General features: G+C 72.2%; 24 protein-coding genes, 1 pseudogene and 1 riboswitch. Of the genes and pseudogenes, 10 read left to right on the forward strand and 15 right to left on the reverse strand.

What is annotated here, in order from left to right; translation table 11 throughout:
* Positions 1–26 precede the first annotated feature (26 nt).
* The 4 genes from ACIBCU_RS00175 to ACIBCU_RS00190 form a co-directional block, all read right to left on the reverse strand.
* Positions 27–1070 (reverse strand): zinc-dependent alcohol dehydrogenase family protein, encoded by a 1044-nt coding sequence (locus ACIBCU_RS00175; protein WP_362932782.1) that lies wholly within the window; start codon positions 1068–1070, stop codon positions 27–29.
* A complete protein-coding gene (locus tag ACIBCU_RS00180; protein ID WP_399228168.1) occupies positions 1055–1771 on the reverse strand; it encodes a lysoplasmalogenase in 717 nt (238 codons plus the stop codon). Before ACIBCU_RS00180 ends, ACIBCU_RS00175 begins: the two co-directional genes overlap by 16 nt.
* Positions 1768–2664: a sterol desaturase family protein gene (locus tag ACIBCU_RS00185; RefSeq protein ID WP_399228170.1), complete on the reverse strand. Its 897-nt coding sequence runs from the start codon at positions 2662–2664 to the stop codon at positions 1768–1770. Before ACIBCU_RS00185 ends, ACIBCU_RS00180 begins: the two co-directional genes overlap by 4 nt.
* Before the next feature lie 339 nt (positions 2665–3003).
* Positions 3004–3723: a VIT family protein gene (locus ACIBCU_RS00190; RefSeq protein ID WP_399228172.1), complete on the reverse strand. Its 720-nt coding sequence runs from the start codon at positions 3721–3723 to the stop codon at positions 3004–3006.
* A 142-nt stretch (positions 3724–3865) separates the two neighbouring features.
* On the opposite strand from ACIBCU_RS00190, the gene ACIBCU_RS00195 reads away from it, so the two are divergent.
* From ACIBCU_RS00195 to ACIBCU_RS00215, 5 genes are all read left to right on the forward strand, one after another.
* Entirely contained in the window at positions 3866–4873 is a 1008-nt protein-coding gene (locus ACIBCU_RS00195) for a DEDDh family exonuclease (protein WP_356711886.1), read from the forward strand.
* A gap of 63 nt (positions 4874–4936) precedes the next feature.
* Complete coding sequence (locus ACIBCU_RS00200) at positions 4937–5170, forward strand: hypothetical protein (RefSeq protein WP_073747930.1); 234 nt, start codon at positions 4937–4939, stop codon at positions 5168–5170.
* A 68-nt stretch (positions 5171–5238) separates the two neighbouring features.
* Entirely contained in the window at positions 5239–6039 is an 801-nt protein-coding gene (locus ACIBCU_RS00205) for an SURF1 family protein (RefSeq protein ID WP_399228175.1), read from the forward strand.
* Between the two features lie 74 nt (positions 6040–6113).
* Positions 6114–7907 (forward strand): glycoside hydrolase family 15 protein, encoded by a 1794-nt coding sequence (locus ACIBCU_RS00210; protein ID WP_362932798.1) that lies wholly within the window; start codon positions 6114–6116, stop codon positions 7905–7907.
* 4 nt (positions 7908–7911) lie between these two features.
* Complete coding sequence (locus ACIBCU_RS00215) at positions 7912–8667, forward strand: SDR family oxidoreductase (protein WP_356711892.1); 756 nt, start codon at positions 7912–7914, stop codon at positions 8665–8667.
* Between the two features lie 47 nt (positions 8668–8714).
* Here the strand turns inward: ACIBCU_RS00215 and amaP are convergent, their stop codons facing one another.
* Genes amaP through ACIBCU_RS00240 form a run of 5 tightly spaced genes read right to left on the reverse strand, consistent with a single transcriptional unit; the run spans position 8715 to position 11049 of the window.
* On the reverse strand, positions 8715–9293 hold the full coding sequence (gene amaP / locus ACIBCU_RS00220; RefSeq protein ID WP_362932801.1) for an alkaline shock response membrane anchor protein AmaP: 579 nt from the start codon (positions 9291–9293) through the stop codon (positions 8715–8717).
* Positions 9294–9297: 4 nt separating this feature from the next.
* Positions 9298–9984, reverse strand: coding sequence for a DUF6286 domain-containing protein (locus ACIBCU_RS00225; RefSeq protein ID WP_399228178.1), 687 nt, complete (start codon positions 9982–9984; stop codon positions 9298–9300).
* Positions 9981–10334 (reverse strand): hypothetical protein, encoded by a 354-nt coding sequence (locus ACIBCU_RS00230; protein WP_362932807.1) that lies wholly within the window; start codon positions 10332–10334, stop codon positions 9981–9983. The genes ACIBCU_RS00225 and ACIBCU_RS00230 overlap by 4 nt, the downstream gene beginning before the upstream one ends.
* On the reverse strand, positions 10331–10522 hold the full coding sequence (locus tag ACIBCU_RS00235; protein ID WP_030920082.1) for a hypothetical protein: 192 nt from the start codon (positions 10520–10522) through the stop codon (positions 10331–10333). Before ACIBCU_RS00235 ends, ACIBCU_RS00230 begins: the two co-directional genes overlap by 4 nt.
* A 32-nt stretch (positions 10523–10554) precedes the next feature.
* On the reverse strand, positions 10555–11049 hold the full coding sequence (locus tag ACIBCU_RS00240; RefSeq protein WP_362932810.1) for an Asp23/Gls24 family envelope stress response protein: 495 nt from the start codon (positions 11047–11049) through the stop codon (positions 10555–10557).
* Positions 11050–11142: 93 nt separating this feature from the next.
* Between ACIBCU_RS00240 and ACIBCU_RS00245 the strand changes: the two genes are divergently transcribed.
* Positions 11143–11838, forward strand: a complete 696-nt coding sequence (locus ACIBCU_RS00245; protein WP_362932813.1) for a hypothetical protein — start codon at positions 11143–11145, stop codon at positions 11836–11838.
* A gap of 41 nt (positions 11839–11879) precedes the next feature.
* Here ACIBCU_RS00245 and ACIBCU_RS00250 read toward each other — a convergent pair whose 3' ends face one another.
* The 3 genes from ACIBCU_RS00250 to ACIBCU_RS00260 form a co-directional block, all read right to left on the reverse strand.
* Positions 11880–12671 carry an enoyl-CoA hydratase/isomerase family protein gene (locus tag ACIBCU_RS00250; protein ID WP_362932816.1) on the reverse strand — a complete coding sequence of 264 codons (792 nt, stop codon included), beginning with the start codon at positions 12669–12671 and terminating at the stop codon, positions 11880–11882.
* A gap of 151 nt (positions 12672–12822) precedes the next feature.
* Entirely contained in the window at positions 12823–13044 is a 222-nt protein-coding gene (locus ACIBCU_RS00255) for a helix-turn-helix domain-containing protein (protein WP_018518904.1), read from the reverse strand.
* Between the two features lie 357 nt (positions 13045–13401).
* Positions 13402–15000 carry an ABC-F family ATP-binding cassette domain-containing protein gene (locus ACIBCU_RS00260; RefSeq protein WP_104790058.1) on the reverse strand — a complete coding sequence of 533 codons (1599 nt, stop codon included), beginning with the start codon at positions 14998–15000 and terminating at the stop codon, positions 13402–13404.
* Between the two features lie 254 nt (positions 15001–15254).
* On the opposite strand from ACIBCU_RS00260, the pseudogene ACIBCU_RS00265 reads away from it, so the two are divergent.
* Positions 15255–15602 (forward strand): annotated as a pseudogene (locus tag ACIBCU_RS00265) (neutral zinc metallopeptidase); the annotation flags it as partial.
* Positions 15603–15669: 67 nt separating this feature from the next.
* Positions 15670–16080, forward strand: coding sequence for a VOC family protein (locus ACIBCU_RS00270; RefSeq protein ID WP_362932821.1), 411 nt, complete (start codon positions 15670–15672; stop codon positions 16078–16080).
* Between the two features lie 43 nt (positions 16081–16123).
* Here ACIBCU_RS00270 and ACIBCU_RS00275 read toward each other — a convergent pair whose 3' ends face one another.
* From ACIBCU_RS00275 to ACIBCU_RS00285, 3 genes are all read right to left on the reverse strand, one after another.
* Complete coding sequence (locus ACIBCU_RS00275; protein WP_362932952.1) at positions 16124–17422, reverse strand: hypothetical protein; 1299 nt, start codon at positions 17420–17422, stop codon at positions 16124–16126.
* Positions 17423–17607: 185 nt separating this feature from the next.
* Positions 17608–18747, reverse strand: a complete 1140-nt coding sequence (locus ACIBCU_RS00280) for an alpha/beta hydrolase (RefSeq protein WP_399228183.1) — start codon at positions 18745–18747, stop codon at positions 17608–17610.
* 67 nt (positions 18748–18814) lie between these two features.
* Positions 18815–19474 (reverse strand): class II aldolase/adducin family protein, encoded by a 660-nt coding sequence (locus ACIBCU_RS00285; RefSeq protein WP_399228185.1) that lies wholly within the window; start codon positions 19472–19474, stop codon positions 18815–18817.
* 247 nt (positions 19475–19721) lie between these two features.
* Between ACIBCU_RS00285 and ACIBCU_RS00290 the strand changes: the two genes are divergently transcribed.
* On the forward strand, positions 19722–20972 hold the full coding sequence (locus tag ACIBCU_RS00290) for an inorganic phosphate transporter (RefSeq protein WP_362932830.1): 1251 nt from the start codon (positions 19722–19724) through the stop codon (positions 20970–20972).
* Positions 20973–20984: 12 nt separating this feature from the next.
* Entirely contained in the window at positions 20985–21209 is a 225-nt protein-coding gene (locus ACIBCU_RS00295) for a hypothetical protein (protein WP_362932833.1), read from the forward strand.
* Between the two features lie 151 nt (positions 21210–21360).
* A riboswitch (cobalamin riboswitch) is annotated at positions 21361–21490 on the forward strand.
* Positions 21491–21618: the final 128 nt, after the last annotated feature.

The raw sequence follows: 21618 nt of genomic DNA on the forward strand, positions 1-21618 counted from the left end.
CTGTCCCCGGCCCCTCCCGCGTGTTGCTACGGCGTGATGAGGACCTTCAGCGCCGTGCGCTCGTCCATCGCCTTGTAGCCGCCCGGCACCCCGTCCAGCCCGACCGACAGGTCGAAGACCGGCGACGGATCGATCGTGCCGTCCAGCACGTCGGGGAGCAGCTCCGGGATGTACGTGCGCACGGGGGCGACGCCGCCCCGCAGCGCGATGTTGCGGTCGAACATGTCGCCGAGGTCGATCCCGGTGCCGCTGCCGTGCGGGACCCCGACGTAGCCGATGGAGCCGCCGTCGCGGACGATGCCGATGGCCGTACGCATCGACTGCTCGGTGCCCACCGCCTCGATCACCCCGTGGGTGCCCTCTCCCCGCGTCAGTTCCCGTACGGCCGCGAGCGCCGCCTCGCCGCGCTCGGCGACGACGTCCGTGGCACCGAAGGCGCGGGCGATGTCCGTACGGGCCTGGTGGCGGCCCAGCGCGATGATCCGTTCGGCGCCGAGCCGCTTGGCCGCCATGACGCCGCACAGGCCGACCGCGCCGTCGCCGACGACCGCTACGGTGCTGCCCGGCTTCACGCCCGCGCCGAGCGCGGCGTGGTGGCCGGTGCCCAGGACGTCGGAGAGTGCCAGGAGCGCGGTGAGCAGCCGGTCGTCCGAGGCTGCCGCGGCCGGGAGCCTGACCAGCGTGCCGTCGGCGAACGGGACCCGGACGGCCTCGCCCTGACCGCCGTCGGACCCGACCGATCCCCAGAACCCGCCCTGGGGGCAGGAGGTGGTGAGTCCCTCGGCGCAGTACGTACAGGTGCCGTCGGACCAGACGAAGGGGGCCACCACGAGGTCGCCGACGGCGAAGCCCTTGACCCCGGAGCCCGCCTCCTCGACGACGCCGAGGAATTCGTGGCCGATGCGCTGGCCCGGCTGCCGGGCCGACTCGCCGCGGTAGGCCCACAGGTCACTGCCGCAGATGCAGGCCCGCAGGACCCTCAGGACCACGTCGGTGGGCTGCTGGACCGTGGCGTCGGGCACCTCCTCCACACGGATGTCGTGGGGGGCATGGATCACGGTGGCGCGCATGCGTGAGAGTCCTCGCTCGTCTCAGATTCTGATACTCCCCTCACGGTACGCCCCGGGGGCGGCGCCGGTGGAATCTGCCGTTCCGCCGAGCGCCCCCTGGTGAGCAGGTACTGCGCGGCCAGATAGGTCAGCATGATCCAGAAATCGTGGGCGGGGAGCTGCGGCCGGTCGGCGATGCCGGTGGCGATGAGCGCGTCGGAGAGCAGGAAGAGAGCGCCGCCGAGCGCGGCGTACCGTCCGAGCGCGCCGGCCCGCCAGGCCATGGCCGCGAGCAGCAGGCTGTATCCGGTCAGCGGGATCCGGAGCTCGCCCGGCAGCCCGGGCCAGAGGTAGGCGAGGAAGGCCACGAGGACGGCGGCGTACGCGAGTCCTGCGGCCGGCCGGAGCCGGGCGCGGCCGAAGAGCAGGAGATAGCAGACGTGGCCCGCGGCGAAGCACGCCATCCCGGCGAGGAAGGCGGCCTCCGAGTCGGGCATCAGCAGCACGTCCCCGGCCCAGCCGCACAGCAGGGCGGCGACGAGCAGCCGGGGGCCGCCGCGCGCCGCCGCGCAGGCGGCGAGCAGGGGCATCAGCAGCGGCTTGGCGACGAAGTGGGCGGTCTGCATCCCGGCCAGGAGTCCGGCCAGGTCGACGGCGGCCACGAAGAGGAAGGCGACGAGCAGCGGGCGCACGAGCCGGGGCGCACCCGCGCGGGGCGTCATCCGGTGCGCTCGGTGGCGGGGCGCGGCTTCACGGAGACGGTCGCGGCGGCGTCCGCGGGGCGCGACGGCTGCCAGCCCGGTCCGCGGAAGATCCGTCCGGCCCGCTCGCCCCAGGTGGCGGCCGCCCGTACGTCGCGGGCGATGGCGGCGTACTCATGGGTGGCGACGCGGAGCGGGTTGTGGGTGGCGATGTTCTTGGTGAGCCCGAAGACGGGCCGCTCGGTCTCGGCGGTGAAGGAGCCGAAGAGGCGGTCCCAGACGATCAGGATCCCGCCGAAGTTCCGGTCGAGGTATCCGCCCTGGGAGGCGTGGTGGACCCGGTGGTGCGAGGGGGTGTTGAGGACGAACTCGAAGGGCCCCGGCAGCTTGTCGATCCGTTCCGTGTGCACCCAGAACTGGTAGACGAGGTTCGCCGAGGAGCAGAAGGCGAGCGCGGCCGGGTGGACCCCGCAGGCGATGAGCGGGACGTAGAACGGCCAGACGGTCAGCGAGGTCCAGGGCTGGCGCAGCGCCGTCGTGAGGTTGAACTTCCGGCTGGAGTGGTGGACCACGTGGCAGGCCCAGAGGATCCGGATGACGTGGTGGCCCCGGTGGGACCAGTAGTAGAGGAAGTCCTGGGCGACCAGCATCAGAAGGACCGTCCACCACAGGACGGGGACGCGCAGCGGGGTCAGCTCGTAGACGGCCGCGTAGATCGCGACGATGGGTATCTTCCACAGCAGGTCGAAGACCAGGCTGCCGAGTCCCATGGTGACGCTGGTGGCGGCGTCCTTGGCGTCGTACCCGGCGGCCTCCTCGTCCGGGTGGAGCCGGTGGAGCACCATTTCGAGGACGGTGAGCAGGACGAAGGCCGGGATCGACCACAGCACGACATCGGGCAGGTTCGGCTCCATGCGAGCACCGTAGAGCCCCACGAGGTGCCGGGCATAGACGTTGTTACCGACAAGTATGTGAGACGTGGCGTCATCAGGATGTGGCGGGTTCCGCCAACTCCCCCGTCGTGGGATTCCCGGCATTCGCGCCGTCGAGGGGGAGGAACGCACGTGAGCGGTACGGAGGTTGCGCTGATCCGCCTGGCCACCACGGTCATCGGAACGGTCGCCAGGTCACTGCTGGGCCGGGCGCCGTTCGTCCAGCGCCTCACCCGGCTGGACCTCGGCCGACTGGCGCTCCCGGACCTGTCCCTGCTCACGGACCTCACCGCGCTGCGCATCCTGCTCCCGAGCCCGCCCTCAGACCCCCGCCGCTCCCAGCAGCGCCCCCGCCGCGTACGTCACCCCCATGGCCACCGCTCCCCCGGCCATGTTCCGCAGCACCGCGCGCCCTACCGGTGCCTCGCCCAGGCGGGCGCTCCACCAGCCGGTGAGGGCCAGCGCCGCGAGCACCGACACCACGGTGACCGGCAGCCGCACGGAGGCGGGAGGCAGCATGATCGCCAGGAGCGGCAGCAGCGCCCCCGCGGTGAACGCCAGGAAGCTCGCCCCCGCCGCGTGCCACGGGTTGGTCAGCTCGTCCGGGTCGATGCCCAGCTCGACCTCGGCGTGGGCGCGCAGCGCGTCGCGCTGCGTGAGCTGGACGGCGGCCTCCCTGGCGAGGCGGTTGCTCAGCCCCTTCTCCTCCAGCAGTCCGGTCAGCTCGGCGAGCTCGGCCTCCGGGGTCTCCTCCAGCTCCCGCTTCTCGGTGGCCAGCGCGGCCCTTTCGGAATCGCGCTGGGTGGACACCGAGACGTATTCGCCCGCCGCCATCGACATGGACCCCGCGAGCAGCCCGGCCAGGCCGGCCGTCAGCAGGGTGGAACGGGCCCCGGTGGCCCCGGCCACACCGACGACGAGGCCGGCGGTGGAGACCACCCCGTCGTTGGCCCCGAGCACCGCGGCCCGCAGCCAGTTGAGCCGGGTGCCGAGTCCGCCTCCGTGGGGTTCGTCATGTGTCTGCGCATCCGAGTCCGTCACCCCGGGAGCGTCTCACCGCGCCCTCCCCGGGCGCATCCCCGACCCGCGTTTCCGGCGCCGCGGTCAACTGCTCGGCACCGTCCCCACGTTCAGGGCGCGGACCGCCCGGATAGGCCGCTGTCGGTCCCGGCCCGTATTCTCTGTGACCATGCTCGACGACCGTCAGACCGCAGCGCCGTGGCCGGCCGCGTATCCCCAGGGGTACGCGGTCGTCGACGTGGAGACCACCGGACTCGCCCGCGACGACCGGATAGTGTCCGCTGCCGTGTACCGGCTGGACGCGAGAGGCGAGGTCGAGGACCACTGGTACACCCTGGTGAATCCCGAGCGGGACCCCGGCCCCGTCTGGATCCACGGACTGACCAGCGATGTCCTGGAAGGCGCCCCGCTCTTCCCCGAGGTCGCCGCACAGCTGTCCGAGCGGCTCGCCGGCCGGGTGCTCGTCGCCCACAACGCCGCGTTCGACTGGTCGATGATCGCCCGGGAGTACGCACGCGCGGCGGTCACCGCGCCCGTCGAGCAGCGGCTGTGCACCATCGCGCTCGCCAAGGAGCTCCGGCTCCCCCTGCCCAACCACAAGCTGGAGTCGCTGGCCGCGCACTTCGGCGTGGTGCAGGAGCGCGCGCACCACGCGCTGGACGACGCGCGGGTGCTGGCCGAGGCCTTCCGGCCGAGCCTGCTCGCCGCGGCGAGGGACGGGGTGCGGCTGCCGCTGCTGGAGTGCCGCCCGCTGACGGAGTGGTACGACTCCCCGGTCACCCCACGCGCCGGCTACCGGCCCTCGGGGGGCCAGGGCAGCTGGCGCCCCTCGCGCAAGCGGCCCGCGTGCCCGTATCCCAATCCCGGGCGCTACGAGTCGGACAAACCCCTCATGCAGGGCATGCGGGTGGCGTTCTCCGGGGACACCTCGGTCGACCGGGAGCTTCTGGAGGACCGCGCGGTGGAGGCGGGTCTGCACGTGGCGACCAGCGTGTCGCGGCTGACGAGCCTCCTCGTCACCAACGACCCGGACTCGGCGACGTCGAAGACGGTGAAGGCGAAGTCGTTCGGCACCCCGGTCCTGGAGGAGAGTGCCTTCACCCATCTGCTGAGGGACGTGGCACCGGCCAGGACGGTCGCCGTGCCGAAGCCGTCACCGTCATCGGAGTGAACCGGGGGCGACTCGCCCCGCGTCGGCTCGCCCGCCGCCGTCCGGCGTCCCACCCTGTGGCGCATGGCACGTTGTGAGGTCTGCGGAAACGACTACGGGATGTCCTTCGAGGTGCACGCGCAGGGCGCGGTGCATGTCTTCGACTGCTTCTCCTGCGCCATTCACCGCATGGCGCCCATCTGTGAGCACTGCCGGGTCCAGGTCATCGGCCAGGGCGTCGAGGTCGACGGCCACTGGTACTGCGGCGGCCACTGCGCCCGCGCCGAGGGAAGGGCGGGCATCGTGGACAAAGTATGACGGGCCGACCCGTCCGCACGGGGGACCCTCCGTGCCGCGCCCCATGACCCGAGTTGTACGGTCATGGGGTGTACCGCTTCCTGTTGACCCGGCAGTGGGTGATTCTCACCCTCCTCGTCCTCGCCATGATCCCCACGATGGTGGAGCTGGGTTTCTGGCAGCTGCACCGGCATGAACACCGGGTCGAGCAGAACGCGCTGATCACGCGGAACCTCCAGGCGGACCCGGTCCCCGTCACCCGCCTCACCTCTCCCGGGCACACGGTCCCCCGCTCCGACTACTGGCGCGCCGTGAAGGCCACCGGGACGTTCGACACCGAGCACGAGGTGGTCGTACGCCGCCGCACCTCGCAGGACGAGCGCATCGGCGTACTGGTCCTGACCCCGCTGGACCTCAAGGGCGGCGGCACCGTCCTGGTCAACCGCGGCTGGATCCCGGCCGCGGCCGACCAGCAGGCCTTCCCCGAGGTTCCCGCCCCGCCTCGCGGCGAGGTCACCGTCACGGGCCGGCTCAAGGCGGACGAGACGACGAGCGCCAGCGGCATCAAGGACCTCCAGGGTCTGCCGGACCGCCAGGTCATGCTGATCAACAGCTCCCAGCAGTCGCACCTGCTCGGGCACCCAGTGCTGGGCGGCTACGTCGAGCTGACCGCCCCCGAGCCCGCCGACGGCAGCCCCGAGACGATCGCCGCCCCCGACGACAGCTCCATCGGCCCTCATATGGCCTACGCCGTCCAGTGGTGGCTCTTCGCCGCCGGGGTCCCGGTCGGCTGGGTCATCCTCGTACGCCGTGAGAAGCGCGACCGCGAGGAGGCCGCCGAGAACAAGGACGGCGACACCGCGGCGCAGCCGGAGCCGGCGACCGCGTAGGGCCTGGACCGCACCCGTCTGTTCGCACCGCTTTCGCTGCTTAGCGGGGCGCAGGTTCGGGAAGACGCCAGAGCGTGACCCCACGCATCGAGGACTACGCCATCATCGGCGATCTCCAGACCGCCGCCCTGGTCGGCAGGAACGGTTCTGTCGACTGGCTCTGTCTGCCCCGCTTCGACTCGGGCGCCTGCTTCGCCGCCCTTCTCGGCGACGAGGACAACGGGCACTGGCGCATCGCCCCCCAGGGCACGGACAGCACGGACACCTGCACCCGGCGCGCCTACGTGGCGGACTCCCTGGTCCTGGAGACCTTCTGGGAGACCAGGACCGGGACCGTCAAGGTCATCGACTTCATGCCGCAGCGCGACAAGGCGCCCGACGTCATGCGCATCGTCGAGGGCGTCAGCGGCAGCGTCGACATGAGCTCCGTCCTGCGGCTGCGGTTCGACTTCGGCTCCGTGGTCCCGTGGATGCGCCGTTCGCACGGCCACCGGGTGGCCGTCGCGGGCCCCGACTCCGTCTGGCTGCGCAGCGAGCCGCCGGTGAAGACGTGGGGCCAGCAGTTCAGCACCTGCTCCTCCTTCACGGTCGCCGAGGGCGAGAGCGTGGCGTTCGTCCTGACCTGGCACCCCTCGCACTCCCCCCGTCCGAAACTGATCGACCCTCACAAGGCGCTGAAGCACACGCTCACCGACTGGGCGAAGTGGTCGGCGCGGTGCACCTACCACGGCAGGCACCGAGAGGCGGTGCTCCGCTCCCTGATCACCCTCAAGGCGCTCACCTACGCCCCCACCGGGGGGATCGTGGCGGCCCTGACGACCTCGCTCCCGGAGGAGATCGGGGGCGTACGGAACTGGGACTACCGCTACTGCTGGCTGCGGGACTCCACCCTCACCCTGGCCGCCATGGTCGCGGCCGGCTACCTGGAGGAGGCGGCCGCGTGGCGGGACTGGCTGCTGCGGGCCGTGGCAGGAGACCCCGCGGACCTCCAGATCATGTACGGACTCGCCGGCGAGCGCAGACTCCCCGAGACGGAGCTGCCGTGGCTGCGGGGGTACGAGAACTCGCTGCCGGTGCGCATCGGCAACGCCGCCGTGCGGCAACAGCAGCTCGACGTGTACGGCGAGGTCATCGACTCGCTCAGACTGGCCCGCGAGGCCGGGCTCGACGACAAGCCGCACGCCTGGAATCTGCAGCTCAGTCTGCTCGGCTTCCTGGAATCCACCTGGCGCGAACCGGACGAGGGCCTGTGGGAGATCCGCGGGCAGCGACGTCACTTCGTGCACTCCAAGGTGATGGCCTGGGTGGCGGCCGACCGTGCGGTGCGCACACTGGAGGAGAATCCGGGCCTGCCGGGCGACGCCGACCGGTGGCGGGCGATGCGGGACGCCGTGCACGCGGAGGTCTGCGAGAAGGGCTACGACCCCGTGCGCAACACCTTCACCCAGTACTACGGCTCCCAGGAGCTGGACGCCGCGACGCTGCTCATCGTGCGCACCGGCTTCCTGCCACCCGACGACCCCCGGGTGACCGGGACCGTCGACGCGGTGAGCCGTGAGCTCGCCCATGACGGTCTGATCCGCCGCTACAGCACCGAGGGCGTGTCGGTGGACGGTCTGCCCGGCGACGAGGGGGCGTTCCTCGCCTGCTCGTTCTGGCTGGTCGACGCCCTGACCCGGACGGGCCGCAGGGACGAGGCCGAGGTGCTCTTCGAACGGCTCCTGGAGCTGCGCAACGACGTGGGACTGCTGGCCGAGGAGTACGACCCGGTGGCCCGGCGCCAGCTCGGCAACTACCCGCAGGCGTTCAGCCACATCGGCCTGGTGAACAGTGCGGTCGACCTCGCCGGTGAGGACTTGGCAGGATAGGGCCATGGATCTTGGACTGAAGGACCGTGTGTACATCGTCACGGGGGCGACCCGCGGGCTGGGCAACGCCACCGCGCGCGCCCTCGCCGCCGACGGCGCGAAGGTGATCATCTCCGGCCGTGACGAGAAGACCGCCGCCGAGGCCGCCGCGGAGCTGGGCCCCGACGCCGTCGGGCTCGCCGCGGACAACGCCGACCCGCTGGCCGCCCGGCGGCTGGTGGACGCCGCGAAGGAACGCTTCGGCCGGCTGGACGGCATCCTCATCAGCGTCGGCGGCCCGGCGCCGGGCTTCGTCGCCGACAACACGGACGATCAGTGGCAGTCGGCCTTCGAGTCGGTCTTCCTCGGCGCCGTACGTCTGGCCCGTACGGCGGCCGAGGCGCTCGGCGAAGGCGGCGTCATCGGCTTCGTCCTGTCCGGATCCGTGCACGAGCCGATCCCCGGGCTGACCATCTCCAACGGGCTGCGCCCCGGCCTCGCCGGCTTCGCCAAGTCCCTCGCCGACGAGCTGGGCCCGCGCGGCATCCGGGTCGTCGGGGTGCTGCCGGCCCGGATCGACACGGACCGGGTACGCGAGCTGGACGCCTTGTCCGGCGACGCCGACGCGTCCCGTACGGCGAACGAGGCGCGCATCCCGCTGCGCCGCTACGGCACCCCGGAGGAGTTCGGGAAGACCTCGGCCTTCCTGCTCTCCCCGGCCGCCTCCTATCTGACCGGCATCATGGTGCCGGTCGACGGCGGCGCCCGGCACGGTTTCTGACGGCGCCACCGGCGGTGCCGGGGCGGCCCCGCCGGGAGCAGCCCCCCTCAGGTCACCCGCTCCGCGCGGTGCTTGACCGCCTTCAGCCGGACCTCGGCGGGCAGCTCGTCCAGCCCGGCCGAGGTCCGCGCGTGGGTCAGCGCCCCTTCGGAGAGCCCGCGCAGCACCAGTCCCGGGGCCGCGTGCGGCTCCATCAGCAGCCGGACACGGGCGCGCGGGGCGGTGCGCCGGCCGGTCAGCGTGGCCTTGGCCTCGGACACCCCGTCCAGGGCCCCGGCCTCGTCGCCGAGCACACCCTCCAGGGCCTTGCCGCGCAGCAGCGCTCCCTCGCCGTCGCCGCTGTCGACCAGCACCTCGGCGAGGCGCCCGCGGCGCAGTTGGGCCAGGAGCCACCACAGGGCGAGGACGACCAGGACGGCGAGGACCGCGATGACGGTGGGCCACCACCAGCTCTCGTCCCGCCACCTGGTCCGGTCGGCCTTGCTGAGCAGCACGTCGTCCGTGCCGCCGAAGGGCCACCAGGAGGGCGCGGACAGACCGAGTCCCGTGGCGAGGACCGCGCCGCCGACGACGACGAGGATCAGCCCTGCCAGGCCGAGCAGGACCCGGTTGACGGTTTTGATCACGGGGTCACCCCTTCTTCGCCGGCCGGCGCACGTGCACCGAGAGGCCGGGCGGCCGCGCCAGGCCCAGTTCGCTGATGGCGTTGGACAGGACGGCGTCCAGGTCGGCCCTGACGTCGTCGAGTTCACGGAAGTGCGAGAGGGCGCGCACGGTCGCCTTACGACGGCTCATCTTCACCCGGACGGACTGCACACCGGCCACCTCCACGGCCCGGTCGCGCAGGACGAGGGCGGCAGCGTTCCGGTCGAGCCCGGCCCGTACACCCGTGTGCCGGCGGCTCATGGGGAGCAGGGAGCGCAGTCCTGGGGTGAGGGCCAGGAGGAGCAGCCAGAGGCCCAGTGCGGCCGCCAGCGCCGATCCCGCGAGGACCCATACGTCGTCGAGGTGACGGCTCGCCAGGTCGTCGGCGACGGAGCGCCGCCACTGCATGGCCGGGTGGTCGGCCCGCACCGCCGCGACGTCGTAGAGCAGAAGTCCGGCGCCGCCGAGCACGATCAGGGCGACCAGGGCAGCGGGGATCCTGCGCCCCGACCAGAAACGGCCCGCCCTGCCGGCGGTCCGCTCCGGCGCGGGGACGGGTTCGTATCTGGAGCCCGACGCGGACTGGTCCATCTCCAGCACCCCGCCGGGTGGCGACGACTCCACGGTGGGCAGGCGCCGCGTGCTGTTCTCAGGGTCCTGGGGCTCGGTCATCGGATTCTCCCCTCCGGTGCGGTGCCCGCTCCTGACCGATGCAGCCGTTCGACCTGCACCGCCACCTCGGGCACCTCCATCCCCGCGAGGGCTTTTACCCGCTCGGCCACACGACGACGCACCGCGCCGCACTGCCGGCCGATGTCGCAGGGGTAGGCCAGGTCGAGGCTGACCCGTACCCGGGCGGTGTCACGGTGCACGGTGACGGTGGCGCGCGGTACGTCAGCGTCCTCGGGCCGTTCCTCGACGGCCTCCTTGGCCGCCTGCGCGGCGATCTTCGCGACGACCCGGTCGGCGATCCGGGTCTGCCCTCGCGCGGCGGCGTCGACCCGGCCTGTCACCCCCGTCACCGTCGCCGGTCGCCGCGCTCGCGACTCCGGAAGAAGTCGCCGGGTTCGAGGTCGCCGTCCAGGAAGCGGCCGGCGATGAAGCCGACCGCACCCAGCGCGGCCACCAGCAGAAAGGCCCCGAATCCACCGAAGTACCCGGCGAAACCGAGCGCCATGCCGGCCACCAGGCCGACCACAGCCATGCTCATCATGTGCTCCTCAACTGCCGCGCGGGGAAGGCCTACTGGACGCGTGACTCGGACTCGTCCTCTTCGTCCTCCTCGTCGGGCAGCTTGACGTCGCTCACGGCGATGTTGACCTCGACGACTTCCAGGCCGGTCATCCGCTCCACCGCCGCGATGACGTTCTCGCGCACATCGCGTGCCACCTCGGCGATCGGCACGCCGTAGTCGACGACGATCTCCAGGTCCAGGGCGGCCTGCGATTCGCCGACCTCCGCCTTGACGCCGCGGGACACGGACTTGTTGCCGCCGGGCACCCGGTCGCGTACCGCGCCGAAGGTCCGGGAGATGCCGCTGCCCATCGCGTGGACCCCGACGACGTCCCGTGCCGCCATTCCGGCGATCTTCTCGACCACGCCGTCGGCGATGGTGGTGCGGCCGCGTGTCGCGGGGGCGCCCCCGCCGCGCTTGCTGAACTGGCTCTGCCTGCCGTCGTCCCCGCCGGTCACACTGCCGGGGCTGTCGGGCCGGTTTCGCTGTGGGCTCTCGGTCATCGCCGCTCTTCCCTTCGGGGCGGGTTGAACTTCCGTGGCCCACAGTAAGTGCGCTTGCCCGGTCCCGCGCCGTGGATGGGGCAGGGTGGAGCAATGACAACGGCTGACAGCCCGCACCGGGCGGATGGATGGACGTCTGCGGTACGCCAACGGCTCGGCCTCGGCAGACTGCTCCCTCTGGGCGGCCCCTCGGACGGATCCTGGATCGCGGAACGAGCGGCGACAGAGGTGCTGAGGGACGCCGCGACCGGATCGGGGGCCGCGCTGGGGAAGCTCAGGATCGCCCCGGCCGACGAGGACGACGCCCCGGATCCGGTGGTGCCGCGGCCTCCCAGCGGGCTGCGGCCCGGACCGCTGCGGATCGAGGCCGGCTTCTCCGCGACGGCGCGGCGGCCGCTGCCCGCCACCGCTGACGCCTTGCGTGCGGCCCTGCTGGCGGCGGCCGCCCAGCGACTCGGCCTGGTGGTCGACGAGGTGGACCTCAGAGTGACGGAGCTGCTGGAGGAGGAGCCCCGCCCCGCCACGGAGCCGTCCGCCGTCGTTCACGCGGCGGAACCCGACGGATCCGCGGGGATGGCGGCGGCGGGGGTCCCGGGAGTCGTCTCGCTGACGCGGGTGCTGGGCAGCGCCGTGCAGCACTCGGAAGGCCATGTCCAGGTGGAACTCGCGACGGCAGGGGACCACCGGGCGCTCGATGTGGCGCAGGCGGTGCGCGGCGCGGTGGCCGAGGCCGTGGAGGGCAGGCCGACGGTCGCCGTGCTGGTCACAGCCGTCGTGAACCGGGACTGACACGGCCCCCGCCTGGCGGCGGGGGCCGGGGTTACGGCTGTTCAGTCGGAGAGGCCCGCGAGGTCGCGCAGGCGGCGCCCCTGGGCGGCCCGCTCGGCGGTGCGCTGCTCCTCGTACGTACGCGAGACGGCGCCGCTCAGCAGCGCCTTGGTCTCGACGACGGCGTCGCGCGGGGCGGCGAGCAGGGCCCCGGCCAGGTCGCGCGCCGCCGCGTCGAGCTGGTCGGCGGGGACGACGAGGTTGGCGAGACCGGTGCGCTCGGCCTCCTCGGCGTGCACGAAGCGGCCGGTGGCGCAGATCTCGAGCGCGCGTGCGTACCCCACGAGGTTCACCAGGGGGTGAGTGCCCGTGAGGTCGGGAACGAGACCGAGGCTGGTCTCACGCATGGCGAACTGCACGTCCTCGGCCACGATCCGCAGATCGCAGGCGAGGGCCAGCTGGAAGCCGGCACCGATCGCGTGCCCCTGGACGGCCGCGATCGACACGATGTCGTTGCGGCGCCACCAGGTGAACGCCTCCTGGTACTCGGCGATGGTCGCGTCGAGCTCGGCCTCCGGGCCGCGCGCCATGTCGAGGAAGGACGGCTCGCCGTCGAAGCCCTCGGGTGCGAATGCCTGCCGGTCGAGGCCCGCGGAGAAGGACTTGCCCTCGCCGCGGAGCACGACGACCCGCACGCTGCCGGGGAGTGCCCGTCCGGCCTCTGCCAACGCCCGCCACAGAGCGGGAGACTGAGCGTTGCGCTTGGCCGGGTTGGTGAGCGTCACCGTGGCAACCGCGTCATCGACGGTGAGCCGTACGCCGTCCTTGTCGAGCACAGAGTCGAGCGAGGTCATGGAGCCCCTCCGGATCGGGTGCAGTCAGCACTTACTGGCAAGTAACTGAACAGTAACCACCCGGACGACCTCGCGGTCGGCCGGGTGGCCACCCGGTGTTCCGGTGAGCCCCAGGAGCGGACGTACGCCCGCTCCGAACCCGCTGCCGCCGTCAGGCCGTAGCGGCCTTCTTGCCGCGAGTCGCTCCGCCGCGTCCCCGCAGCGTGACTCCGGACTCGCTGAGCATCCGGTGGACGAATCCGTAGGAGCGGCCCGTTTCCTCGGCCAGCGCCCGGATGCTCGCACCGGAGTCGTACTTCTTCTTCAGGTCTGCCGCGAGCTTGTCGCGCGCGGCGCCGGTCACCCGGCTGCCCTTCTTCAGAGTCTCGGCCACCCGTGCCTCCTCAAGGAAGTGCGCTCTGGACTCTCATGATCACCCCTCCTGCGCTTCCTGGCCACCCATTCGGCAAGGTCCGTACGACCGGATTCCGCGTCCAGAAGCGGCAGAACACAAGCGGAATCCGGAATTCCAAGGGCCTTCGAGCCCCTGAGGGACGGCATGCGCACAGAACGGCCAGGTCAGGGCCGTACGGGGTGGAGTGGCCGGAAACGAGTGCGCCCGGCAGCTATCTGCCGGGCGCCGCGCCGGGGTACGAGACCCACTCACCCAGATGATGGATCACCGATGGGCCGAATGATCCAGACGCATTGGATCACCGGCCCCGCACCGGATCCAGGAGCCTCCGGCGGGTCAGGCGAGGGCCACCAGGTCCCGGTAGTCCGCACCCCAGAGGTCCTCGACCCCGTCGGGCAGCAGGATGATCCGCTCCGGCTGGAGCGCCTCGACGGCGCCCTCGTCGTGGGTGACGAGGACGACGGCGCCCTTGTAGGTGCGCAGCGCCCCGAGGATCTCCTCACGGCTGGCCGGGTCGAGGTTGTTCGTCGGCTCGTCGAGCAGCAGCACGTTCGCGGAGGAGACGACGAGCGTCGCCAGGGCGAGCCGGGTCTTCTCACCGCCGGAGAGCACTCCGGCGGGCTTGTCCACGTCGTCGCCGGAGAAGAGGAAGGAGCCGAGCGTCTTGCGGACCTCGACGAGGTCGAGGTCGGGTGCCGCGGAGCGCATGTTCTCCAGGACGGTGCGCTCCGGGTCCAGGGTCTCGTGCTCCTGGGCGTAGTAGCCGAGCTTGAGGCCGTGGCCCTCGATGATCTGCCCTGTGTCGGGCTTCTCCGCTCCGCCGAGGAGACGCAGCAGCGTGGTCTTGCCCGCGCCGTTGAGACCGAGGATGACGACGCGTGAGCCCTTGTCGATGGCGAGGTCCACGTCGGTGAAGATCTCCAGTGACCCGTAGGACTTGGAGAGGCCCTCGGCCATCAGCGGGGTCTTGCCGCAGGGGGACGGCTCGGGGAAGCGCAGCTTGGCCACCTTGTCGGAGACCCGCACGGCCTCAAGCCCCGAGAGCAGGCGCTCGGCCCGCTTGGCCATGTTCTGGGCGGCGACGGTCTTGGTCGCCTTGGCGCGCATCTTGTCGGCCTGCGAGTTCAGGGACGCGGCCTTCTTCTCGGCGTTCTGGCGCTCACGCTTGCGGCGCTTCTCGTCGGCCTCGCGCTGCTGCTGGTAGAGCTTCCAGCCCATGTTGTAGATGTCGATCTGCGCGCGGTTGGCGTCGAGGTAGAACACCTTGTTGACCACGGTCTCGACCAGCTCGACGTCGTGGGAGATCACGATGAAGCCGCCGCGGTAGGTCTTGAGGTAGTCGCGCAGCCAGACGATCGAGTCCGCGTCGAGGTGGTTGGTGGGCTCGTCGAGCAGCAGGGTGTCGGCGTCCGAGAAGAGGATGCGGGCGAGCTCGACACGGCGGCGCTGACCACCGGAGAGGGTGTGCAGGGGCTGTCCGAGCACCCGGTCGGGCAGGCTCAGCGCGGCGGCGATGGTGGCGGCCTCGGCCTCGGCGGCGTACCCGCCCTTGGTGAGGAACTCCGTCTCCAGGCGCTCGTACCGCTTCATGGCCTTCTCGCGGGTGGCGCCCTTGCCGTTCGCCATCCGCTCCTCGTTCTCCCGCATCTTGCGCAGGATCTCGTCGAGCCCGCGGGCCGAGAGGATGCGGTCGCGGGCCAGGACGTCGAGGTCGCCGGTGCGCGGGTCCTGCGGGAGGTAGCCGACCTCGCCGCTGTTGGTGATGGTGCCGCCGGCCGGTGTCCCCTCCCCCGCGAGGCACTTGGTGAGGGTGGTCTTGCCGGCGCCGTTGCGGCCGACCAGGCCGATGCGGTCGCCCTTGGCGATACGGAAGGAGGCGGACTCGATGAGGATGCGGGCGCCGGCGCGCAGCTCGATGCCGGAAGCGGTGATCACGGAAAAACTCCAGGGCGGTATGGACGGCGGAGGGACAGCGGGCTCACGACTCGACGCCGTCTAATGCACAAGGAGAATTGCCATGGGACTCAGTCTACTGGCGGTGTCCACCTGCTTTACCGCATGCTCCCGGCCCGTCAGCGCTTCACCGCGGTGCGTCACAGAGCCGGGCACACCCGGGCAAACTGACTGACACGCGGCGCAGGACGGCACACGCGCCGTGGAGCGGCCGGAGCAGCGGGTGGTGGCCCGTGCAGGTCGAGCAGAGCTGCCGGACGGGCGAGGACGACACCAAGGACGACTGCCGGACGGTGGCGGTCGTCAACAGCATGCAGGACTACTGGAGACGGGAGTCCGAGCGGAGTGGCGAGACCTGGACGGGAGCCCGGACCGTCCTGTTCAGCGACCGGATCGGCACCGCCTGCGGTTCGGCCACCTCGGCGGTGGGCCCCTTCCACTGCCCCGGCGACCGGCAGGTCCATCTGGACCTGGGATCCGTCGACGAGCTGCGGACGACGCACGGCTCGTCCGCGCAGCGCCGCCAGTGGTTCACCACGGGATTCCTCACCGGTGACCCGAGCCGCCGCGACACCTTCGGCTGACGTTGTCGGTGGCCGGTGGAAGACTGAGACGGAGATCACATCCAGTTGGCTGGAGAGGGTGAGCGTGATGGCAGGCACGGACGGTGTTCCCACCATCTTTCCGACACTTCTGTACGACGACGCGAAGGCCGCGATCGGAGTGCTGACCCAGGCCCTGGGGTTCACCGAGGAAGGGGTGTACGAGGGCGAGGACGGCAGCGTGATCCATGCCGAGCTGTCCTGCGGCAACGGCCGGGTGATGCTCGGTTCCAAGGGAGGCGGGGGTGTCTTCGCCAAGGCGATGGCCGGCGCCGGGCCCGCCGGGGTGTACGTGGTGGTGGACGACGTGGACGCCCACCACGCGCGGGCCGTGGAGCACGGCGTGGAGATCCTGATGCCGCCCACCGACCAGGACTACGGCTCACGCGACTACATGGCGCGGGACGCGGAGGGCAACGTGTGGAGCTTCGGGACGTACTCCCCGGGGGCCTCGGGCTGACTCCCCCGGGGGCTGCGCCCCTGCGCCGCGCCGGCGCGCTTGGTCAGGCCCCGCCGGTGTGCACCTGGAAGGCGGCGCGGCGTACGGCTTTGGCGAGGGCCGGGTCCGGATGGGCGGCGGCCAGGGCGACCAGCACCTGGACGGTCCGCGGGTGCCCCACCGCGCGCACCTCGTCCAGGAGCGCGGGGACCGTGCCCTGGACCGCGGAGTCGAGATGGCGGACCAGCAGCCCGGTCTCGCCGTGGTCGGCCACGGCCGCGGCCGTGTCGACCCAGAGCCAGGTGGCCTCCTCACGGCTGAGGACGTCCTGGGCGTCGTCCGGGTCGGTGCCCTCGTACTCGGCGAGCCAGAGCAGTGCGTAGGGGCGCAGCGGCGCCTCAGTGACGACGGAGCGGACGACGGGCTCCGCAGGGGCGCCGACGACGCGGAGCGCCTCGAAGGCGAGGCCGCGCAGCAGGGCGTCTTCGCCGCGGGCGACCGCCAGCAGCTCGGCGACCGCGCTGCCGACGGGCCGGGCGGCGAGCCAGGCCCGGTATTCGGCGCGGGCCGGGCCGGGGGTGAGCCGGGCGCAGCCGAGCAGCATGTCCGCTGCGGACTGCTCGATGTTGCCGGCCGGGCTCTGGGCGGCGACGCAGATCTGTTCGAGCTTGACCCAGACCGCCCAGTTGCCCAGCGGAGTGAGGGTGGCGTGGCCGGCGCCGAGCGTGAGGGCGCCGACTGAGGCGAGGCCCTCGAGGGCCCAGTCGAGCAGCAGGGCGTTGAGGTCGGCGGACCGCCCGCCCGCGGATACGGGCTGTTCCTGCGGTCCGTACGGCACCTCGCACCGCTCCTCGTGGAGCTCCGCGACGCGCTGGCCCAGCAGGTCGAGGAGCGCGGGCACGGTGACGGCGCCCGCCGAGAGCTGGAGCAGGGAGAGCACCTGGGGCACGGCCTCGACGGCTTCCGCCACCGCGGTGGCCTCGATGCCGTCGGGTGAGGCGTGGACCAGCGACCAGGCGTCGAAGAGCGCCACCCAGCCCCGGAGCACGGCGGAGTCGTCGCGGTCCCAGGCGCGCAGCCGCCAGCCGGGACGGGCGGTGTCGCCGTGCAGCTCGATGAGTCCGGCCAGCCTGGCCCGGTCCCAGCCGGCCCGGACCTGGGCCGGGGACAGCTCCAGGGCTGCGGCGGCCCGCTCCAGGGCCTGGGCGGCGAGCGGGGCGGAGCCCGTACTCGTGCCGTCCGCGGCCCAGTGGGCGATCCGTACGGCATCGGCCAGTACGGCCCTGGCCTGGCGTGCCAGTTCCGCCGGGGGCGGTGTGCCCTCGGGTGGGCGGGGGGCCGGCCTGGTGCGCCGGGTCGTCACGGCCTTGCGGGCGGTTGCCTGGGGTCGCGGGCGGACAAGTCGCAGCCTGGAGTCGCGCGGGGTACGGGACGTCACGAGGAGCAGTCTTGCCTCTGACGGCCCGAAAGCCCAAACGGAAGCCGTGTCACCGGGGTTCGGGGGGCTTCCGGGCAGGGGTGCCAACCGGGCGGTTCCGGCGCATCAGCTCACATCAGGGGCGTGAGGAAGCGCCGGAGCGCCTCTTCGTAACCGGCCGGGTCGGCATTCCACATCGCCGCATGCGGAGCCTGCGGTACGGAGTGCAGGGACACCAGGTCCGGGCGGCGTTCGGCGAGTTCCCGGGACTGCTGCCAGGGAGCCAGGGTGTCGTCGGGGCCGTGGACGATCATCGTGGGAGCGTGCAGGGCCGCCGGCACCGAGGTGTCCAGGAGCGGGGCTCCGTGCAGTCCGGTCTGGCCCTGGGCGGCCCGGACGGCGAGGGGCAGCAGCGCGGAGGGGACGCCCCGGGCCGAGGCGAGGGCGCGCAGGGTGGCCTTCCAGTCCAGGACCGGGGAGTCGAGGACGAGGCCGCTGACGCGATCGCGGAGGGCGGAGTTGACGGCCGCGTGCAGGGCCATCGAGGCGCCGGAGGACCAGCCGTACAGGATGACGTTCTCGGCCCCGTAGCGCACCGCGTAGCGGATGGCCGCGTCGAGGTCGCGCCATTCGGACTCGCCGAGATGGGCGAGCCCGTCCGGGGAGCGCGGGGCGCCCACGTCGCCGCGGTAGGCCAGGTCGAGCACCGGAAGCTGCTGGGCGTTGAGGAACCCCATCACGTTCATGGGGTGGTCCCTGGTGGTGCCGAGGCCGTGCACCGTGATCACCCAGGTGTCGCGGGCGGCGGGCACGAACCAGGCGGGCAGGGGACCGAGTTCGCCGGGGACCTCGACCTCCTTGTACGCGAGGCCGAGGGCGGCGAGCGGGTCGCCGCGGTGGAGCTCCGGGGTGAGGCGGACCCGGGCGCCCGGCTTCAGGCTGCCGAGGGTCACGCGCTCCAGCCGGCGGACCACGGTGTCGGGAGAGATGACGGAATGGCCCGGCACCTGTTCGATCACCGGGCCGACCACCGCGTGGACACCGCGGCCGGCCAGTCCGTACGTACCGGGGCGCAGCGCGGGAAAGGAGCGGGTCAGAGTGATCTGCCCGGCCGCGGTGGCGTGCACGGTGAGACGGCGGTCGGCCGGGAAGGGCCGCCCCGAGGGCGCCCCGAGGGCGGCGTCGCTGGCGTAGCGGCCGGCGGCGACCGCTGCCGCGCCGGCGCCGAGGATCGAGGTTGCGGCCACTGCCGCCGCTGTTGCCGGGCGCACGGCTCCAGTGTCCTGGGCCGGGGCGCCGTTGGCCAGTGGGCAGGGGCTGTACGGTGCGGCGCCGGGCTCAGCCGCGCTGGCCGTAGCCCTTCAGGGCGTCCTGGACGTCGCGCAGCTGGGCCGGGGTGAGGAGGCTCGGGCTGTGGCCGGGAACGGAGCTCGCGGTCAGCCAGAGCCTGCACATCCATTCGAGCTGGGCGGTGCGGTCGTAGGCCTCGTCGAGGGTGCGCCCGTAGGTGACGGTGCCGTGGTTCCGCAGCAGGCAGCCGGTGCGGTCGCGCAGGGCGGCCAGCATGTTGTCGGCGAGCTCCGGCGTCCCGTAGCGCGCGTAGGCGGCGGTGCGGACGGGGCCGCCGAGCAGGGCGGCGGCGTAGTGGATGAGCGGCACCTCGGGGACGAGGGTGGAGACGGCCGTGGCGTGCACGGCGTGGGTGTGGACGACCGCCGCGGCGTCACTGCCGCGGTAGACGGCCAGATGGAGCGGGAGTTCGCTGGTCGGCACCAGGTCGCCGAGGACCTGGCGTCCTTCGAGGTCGACGCCGACGGCGTCCCCGGGGCCGAGCCGGTCGTAGGGCACCCCGCTGGGAGTGACCAGGACGATGTCGCCCACCCGGGCCGACACATTGCCCGAGGTTCCGACGACCAGGCCGTCCGCCGCCGTCCTGCGGGCCGTCGCGACGACACCGTCCCACGCCTGTTCGACAGCACGCTCATCCATGTCACCCATACGGGGAATCCTAGAGTCACGTGACCGATGTCTCCCCGACGGAGCGAATCGGTCCCGGTCAAGATCCCCCGCATCGGGCGGCGCCGGGCCCCGCACCGGCGGCGGCGGTCGGGCCCACCCCTCGCGCACACAAGCGGAACCGGTGCACACGGTTGGGGTCACCGTGCCGCCCTGCCCAGTTCATCTTCCGTTCACCCTGGTTGCTTACGTTCCACGTGCCACTGACGTCGAACGATTGCCTGGGTAAATGGAACACATCACGCTGCTGCTCGCGATTGTGATCGTGACAGCTCTCGTGTTCGATTTCACGAACGGTTTCCACGACACCGCCAACGCGATGGCCACCACCATCTCGACCGGCGCTCTCAAGCCCAAGACAGCGGTGGCCATGTCCGCCGTTCTCAACCTCGTCGGCGCGTTCCTGTCGGTGGAGGTCGCCAAGACCATCTCCGGCGGGATCATCAACGAGAACGGCCTCAGAACCGAGGTCATCTTCGCGGCGCTCGTCGGCGCGATCCTGTGGAATCTGCTGACCTGGCTGGTCGGCCTGCCCTCCAGTTCCTCCCACGCACTCTTCGGCGGCCTCATCGGCGCCGCGGTCATGTCGGCCGGCTGGTCCTCGATCAATGGCGGCACCGTCGTCACGAAGGTCCTGCTGCCCGCGATCGCCGCCCCGGTCGTGGCCGGTCTCGCCGCGCTGCTGGCCACGAAGCTGACGTACCGCCTCAACCGGAAGATCACCGACGAGGCGCAGCTGAAGTCGACCGCCAAGGGGTACCGCGCCGGCCAGATCGCCTCGGCCGGTCTCGTCTCGCTCGCCCACGGCACCAACGACGCGCAGAAGACCATGGGCATCATCACCCTGGCCCTGGTCACCGGTGGCGTCCTCTCTCCCGGCTCCAACCCGCCGGTCTGGGTCATCGCCTCCGCGGGTATCGCCATCGCGATGGGCACCTACCTCGGCGGCTGGCGCATCATCCGCACCATGGGCAGCGGCCTCACCGACCTGCGTCCGCCGCAGGGCTTCGCGGCCCAGACGAGCGCGGCCACGGTCATCCTGGCCTCCTCGCACCTCGGCTTCTCCCTCTCCACCACGCAGTCCTGCTCCGGTGCCGTCATGGGCGCGGGTCTCGGACGCAAGGGAGGCGTGGTCCGCTGGTCCACCGCCACCCGGATGTTCGTCGCCTGGGGCCTGACCCTGCCGGCCGCCGGTCTGATGGGCGCGGGCGCCGAGTTCCTGACCAAGCAGGGGCCCTGGGGCGTCGGGGTGGTCGCCGTCCTCCTCGTCGCGGGCTCCGGAGCCATCTGGCTGCTGTCGCGCCGCAAGCCGGTCGACCACACCAACGTGAACGCGGAGGCCGAGCCCGCGGGCGTCGTCACCACCGCCGTCTCCGCGGTCAGCCCGCCGCCCGCCGGTGCCGTCGTACCGGAGCTCAAGACCACCATCTCGGCCCCGGCCACGACGGCCGGAACCCCGGCCGACCCGGCCACGGTGTAAGGACGAATCCGCATGAACATCGACTGGGCAGCTCTCGCGTCCGTCTTCGGCGTCAGCCTCGTGGTCACCGTCGCACTGGTCGGCCTCTTCACCCTCGGCATCACGGGCATGGCCAGGCAGACGTCGGCCGCGCAGGGCGGCGGCGGTGCCAACGGCCTGGTGCGCACCGGCGCGTACGCCTGCTTCGGGCTGTGCGCGGCGGCGGTCGCGTACGGGATCTATCTGATCGTCGCCTGACCGCTCCCACGCGGACTCCCGCCCGGGCCGGACACACCACGTGTGTCCGGCCCGGTGTGCGTCTGAGCACATTGAAGCCTCGCAGGTCAACGGCAGGTTGACGGGCGTTCACGGGGCATGGTGGACTGCCGGAGCCATTTACGGCGACAGGAGAGGAAGCCGGTGCGAATCCGGCGCGGTCCCGCCACTGTCACCGGGGAGCAGCCTCCACACGGAAGTCACGGCCCGCCACCGCGGGCTGGAAGGCCGGAGGAACTGCGGATCCGGAAGCCAGGAGACTCTCGTCGCCGGTCACGTCGAACCAGGGCGCGGACCCTGAGTGAGGACATACGCCATGTCTGGCTGCCCTGCGTCGGTCGCTTCACCCCCCGTCACGAAGGTCCTCCGAGGCGCGACGGCCGGCTGAGCG

This window comes from Streptomyces sp. NPDC051064 (genome assembly GCF_044455985.1).
Classification (GTDB): domain Bacteria; phylum Actinomycetota; class Actinomycetes; order Streptomycetales; family Streptomycetaceae; genus Streptomyces.

What these genes read in the sequence shown, in the direction of transcription:
- ACIBCU_RS00270 (WP_362932821.1), top strand. Translation starts at nt 15,670, where the DNA reads ATGGCAGGCACGGACGGTGTTCCCACCATCTTTCCGACACTTCTGTAC.
- ACIBCU_RS00250 (WP_362932816.1), bottom strand. Translation starts at nt 12,671, where the DNA reads ATGACCTCGCTCGACTCTGTGCTCGACAAGGACGGCGTACGGCTCACC.
- ACIBCU_RS00225 (WP_399228178.1), bottom strand. Translation starts at nt 9,984, where the DNA reads ATGACCGAGCCCCAGGACCCTGAGAACAGCACGCGGCGCCTGCCCACC.
- ACIBCU_RS00180 (WP_399228168.1), bottom strand. Translation starts at nt 1,771, where the DNA reads ATGACGCCCCGCGCGGGTGCGCCCCGGCTCGTGCGCCCGCTGCTCGTC.
- ACIBCU_RS00215 (WP_356711892.1), top strand. Translation starts at nt 7,912, where the DNA reads ATGGATCTTGGACTGAAGGACCGTGTGTACATCGTCACGGGGGCGACC.
- ACIBCU_RS00240 (WP_362932810.1), bottom strand. Translation starts at nt 11,049, where the DNA reads ATGACCGAGAGCCCACAGCGAAACCGGCCCGACAGCCCCGGCAGTGTG.
- ACIBCU_RS00200 (WP_073747930.1), top strand. Translation starts at nt 4,937, where the DNA reads ATGGCACGTTGTGAGGTCTGCGGAAACGACTACGGGATGTCCTTCGAG.
- ACIBCU_RS00185 (WP_399228170.1), bottom strand. Translation starts at nt 2,664, where the DNA reads ATGGAGCCGAACCTGCCCGATGTCGTGCTGTGGTCGATCCCGGCCTTC.
- ACIBCU_RS00290 (WP_362932830.1), top strand. Translation starts at nt 19,722, where the DNA reads ATGGAACACATCACGCTGCTGCTCGCGATTGTGATCGTGACAGCTCTC.
- ACIBCU_RS00285 (WP_399228185.1), bottom strand. Translation starts at nt 19,474, where the DNA reads ATGGGTGACATGGATGAGCGTGCTGTCGAACAGGCGTGGGACGGTGTC.
- ACIBCU_RS00245 (WP_362932813.1), top strand. Translation starts at nt 11,143, where the DNA reads ATGACAACGGCTGACAGCCCGCACCGGGCGGATGGATGGACGTCTGCG.
- ACIBCU_RS00175 (WP_362932782.1), bottom strand. Translation starts at nt 1,070, where the DNA reads ATGCGCGCCACCGTGATCCATGCCCCCCACGACATCCGTGTGGAGGAG.
- ACIBCU_RS00235 (WP_030920082.1), bottom strand. Translation starts at nt 10,522, where the DNA reads ATGAGCATGGCTGTGGTCGGCCTGGTGGCCGGCATGGCGCTCGGTTTC.
- ACIBCU_RS00295 (WP_362932833.1), top strand. Translation starts at nt 20,985, where the DNA reads ATGAACATCGACTGGGCAGCTCTCGCGTCCGTCTTCGGCGTCAGCCTC.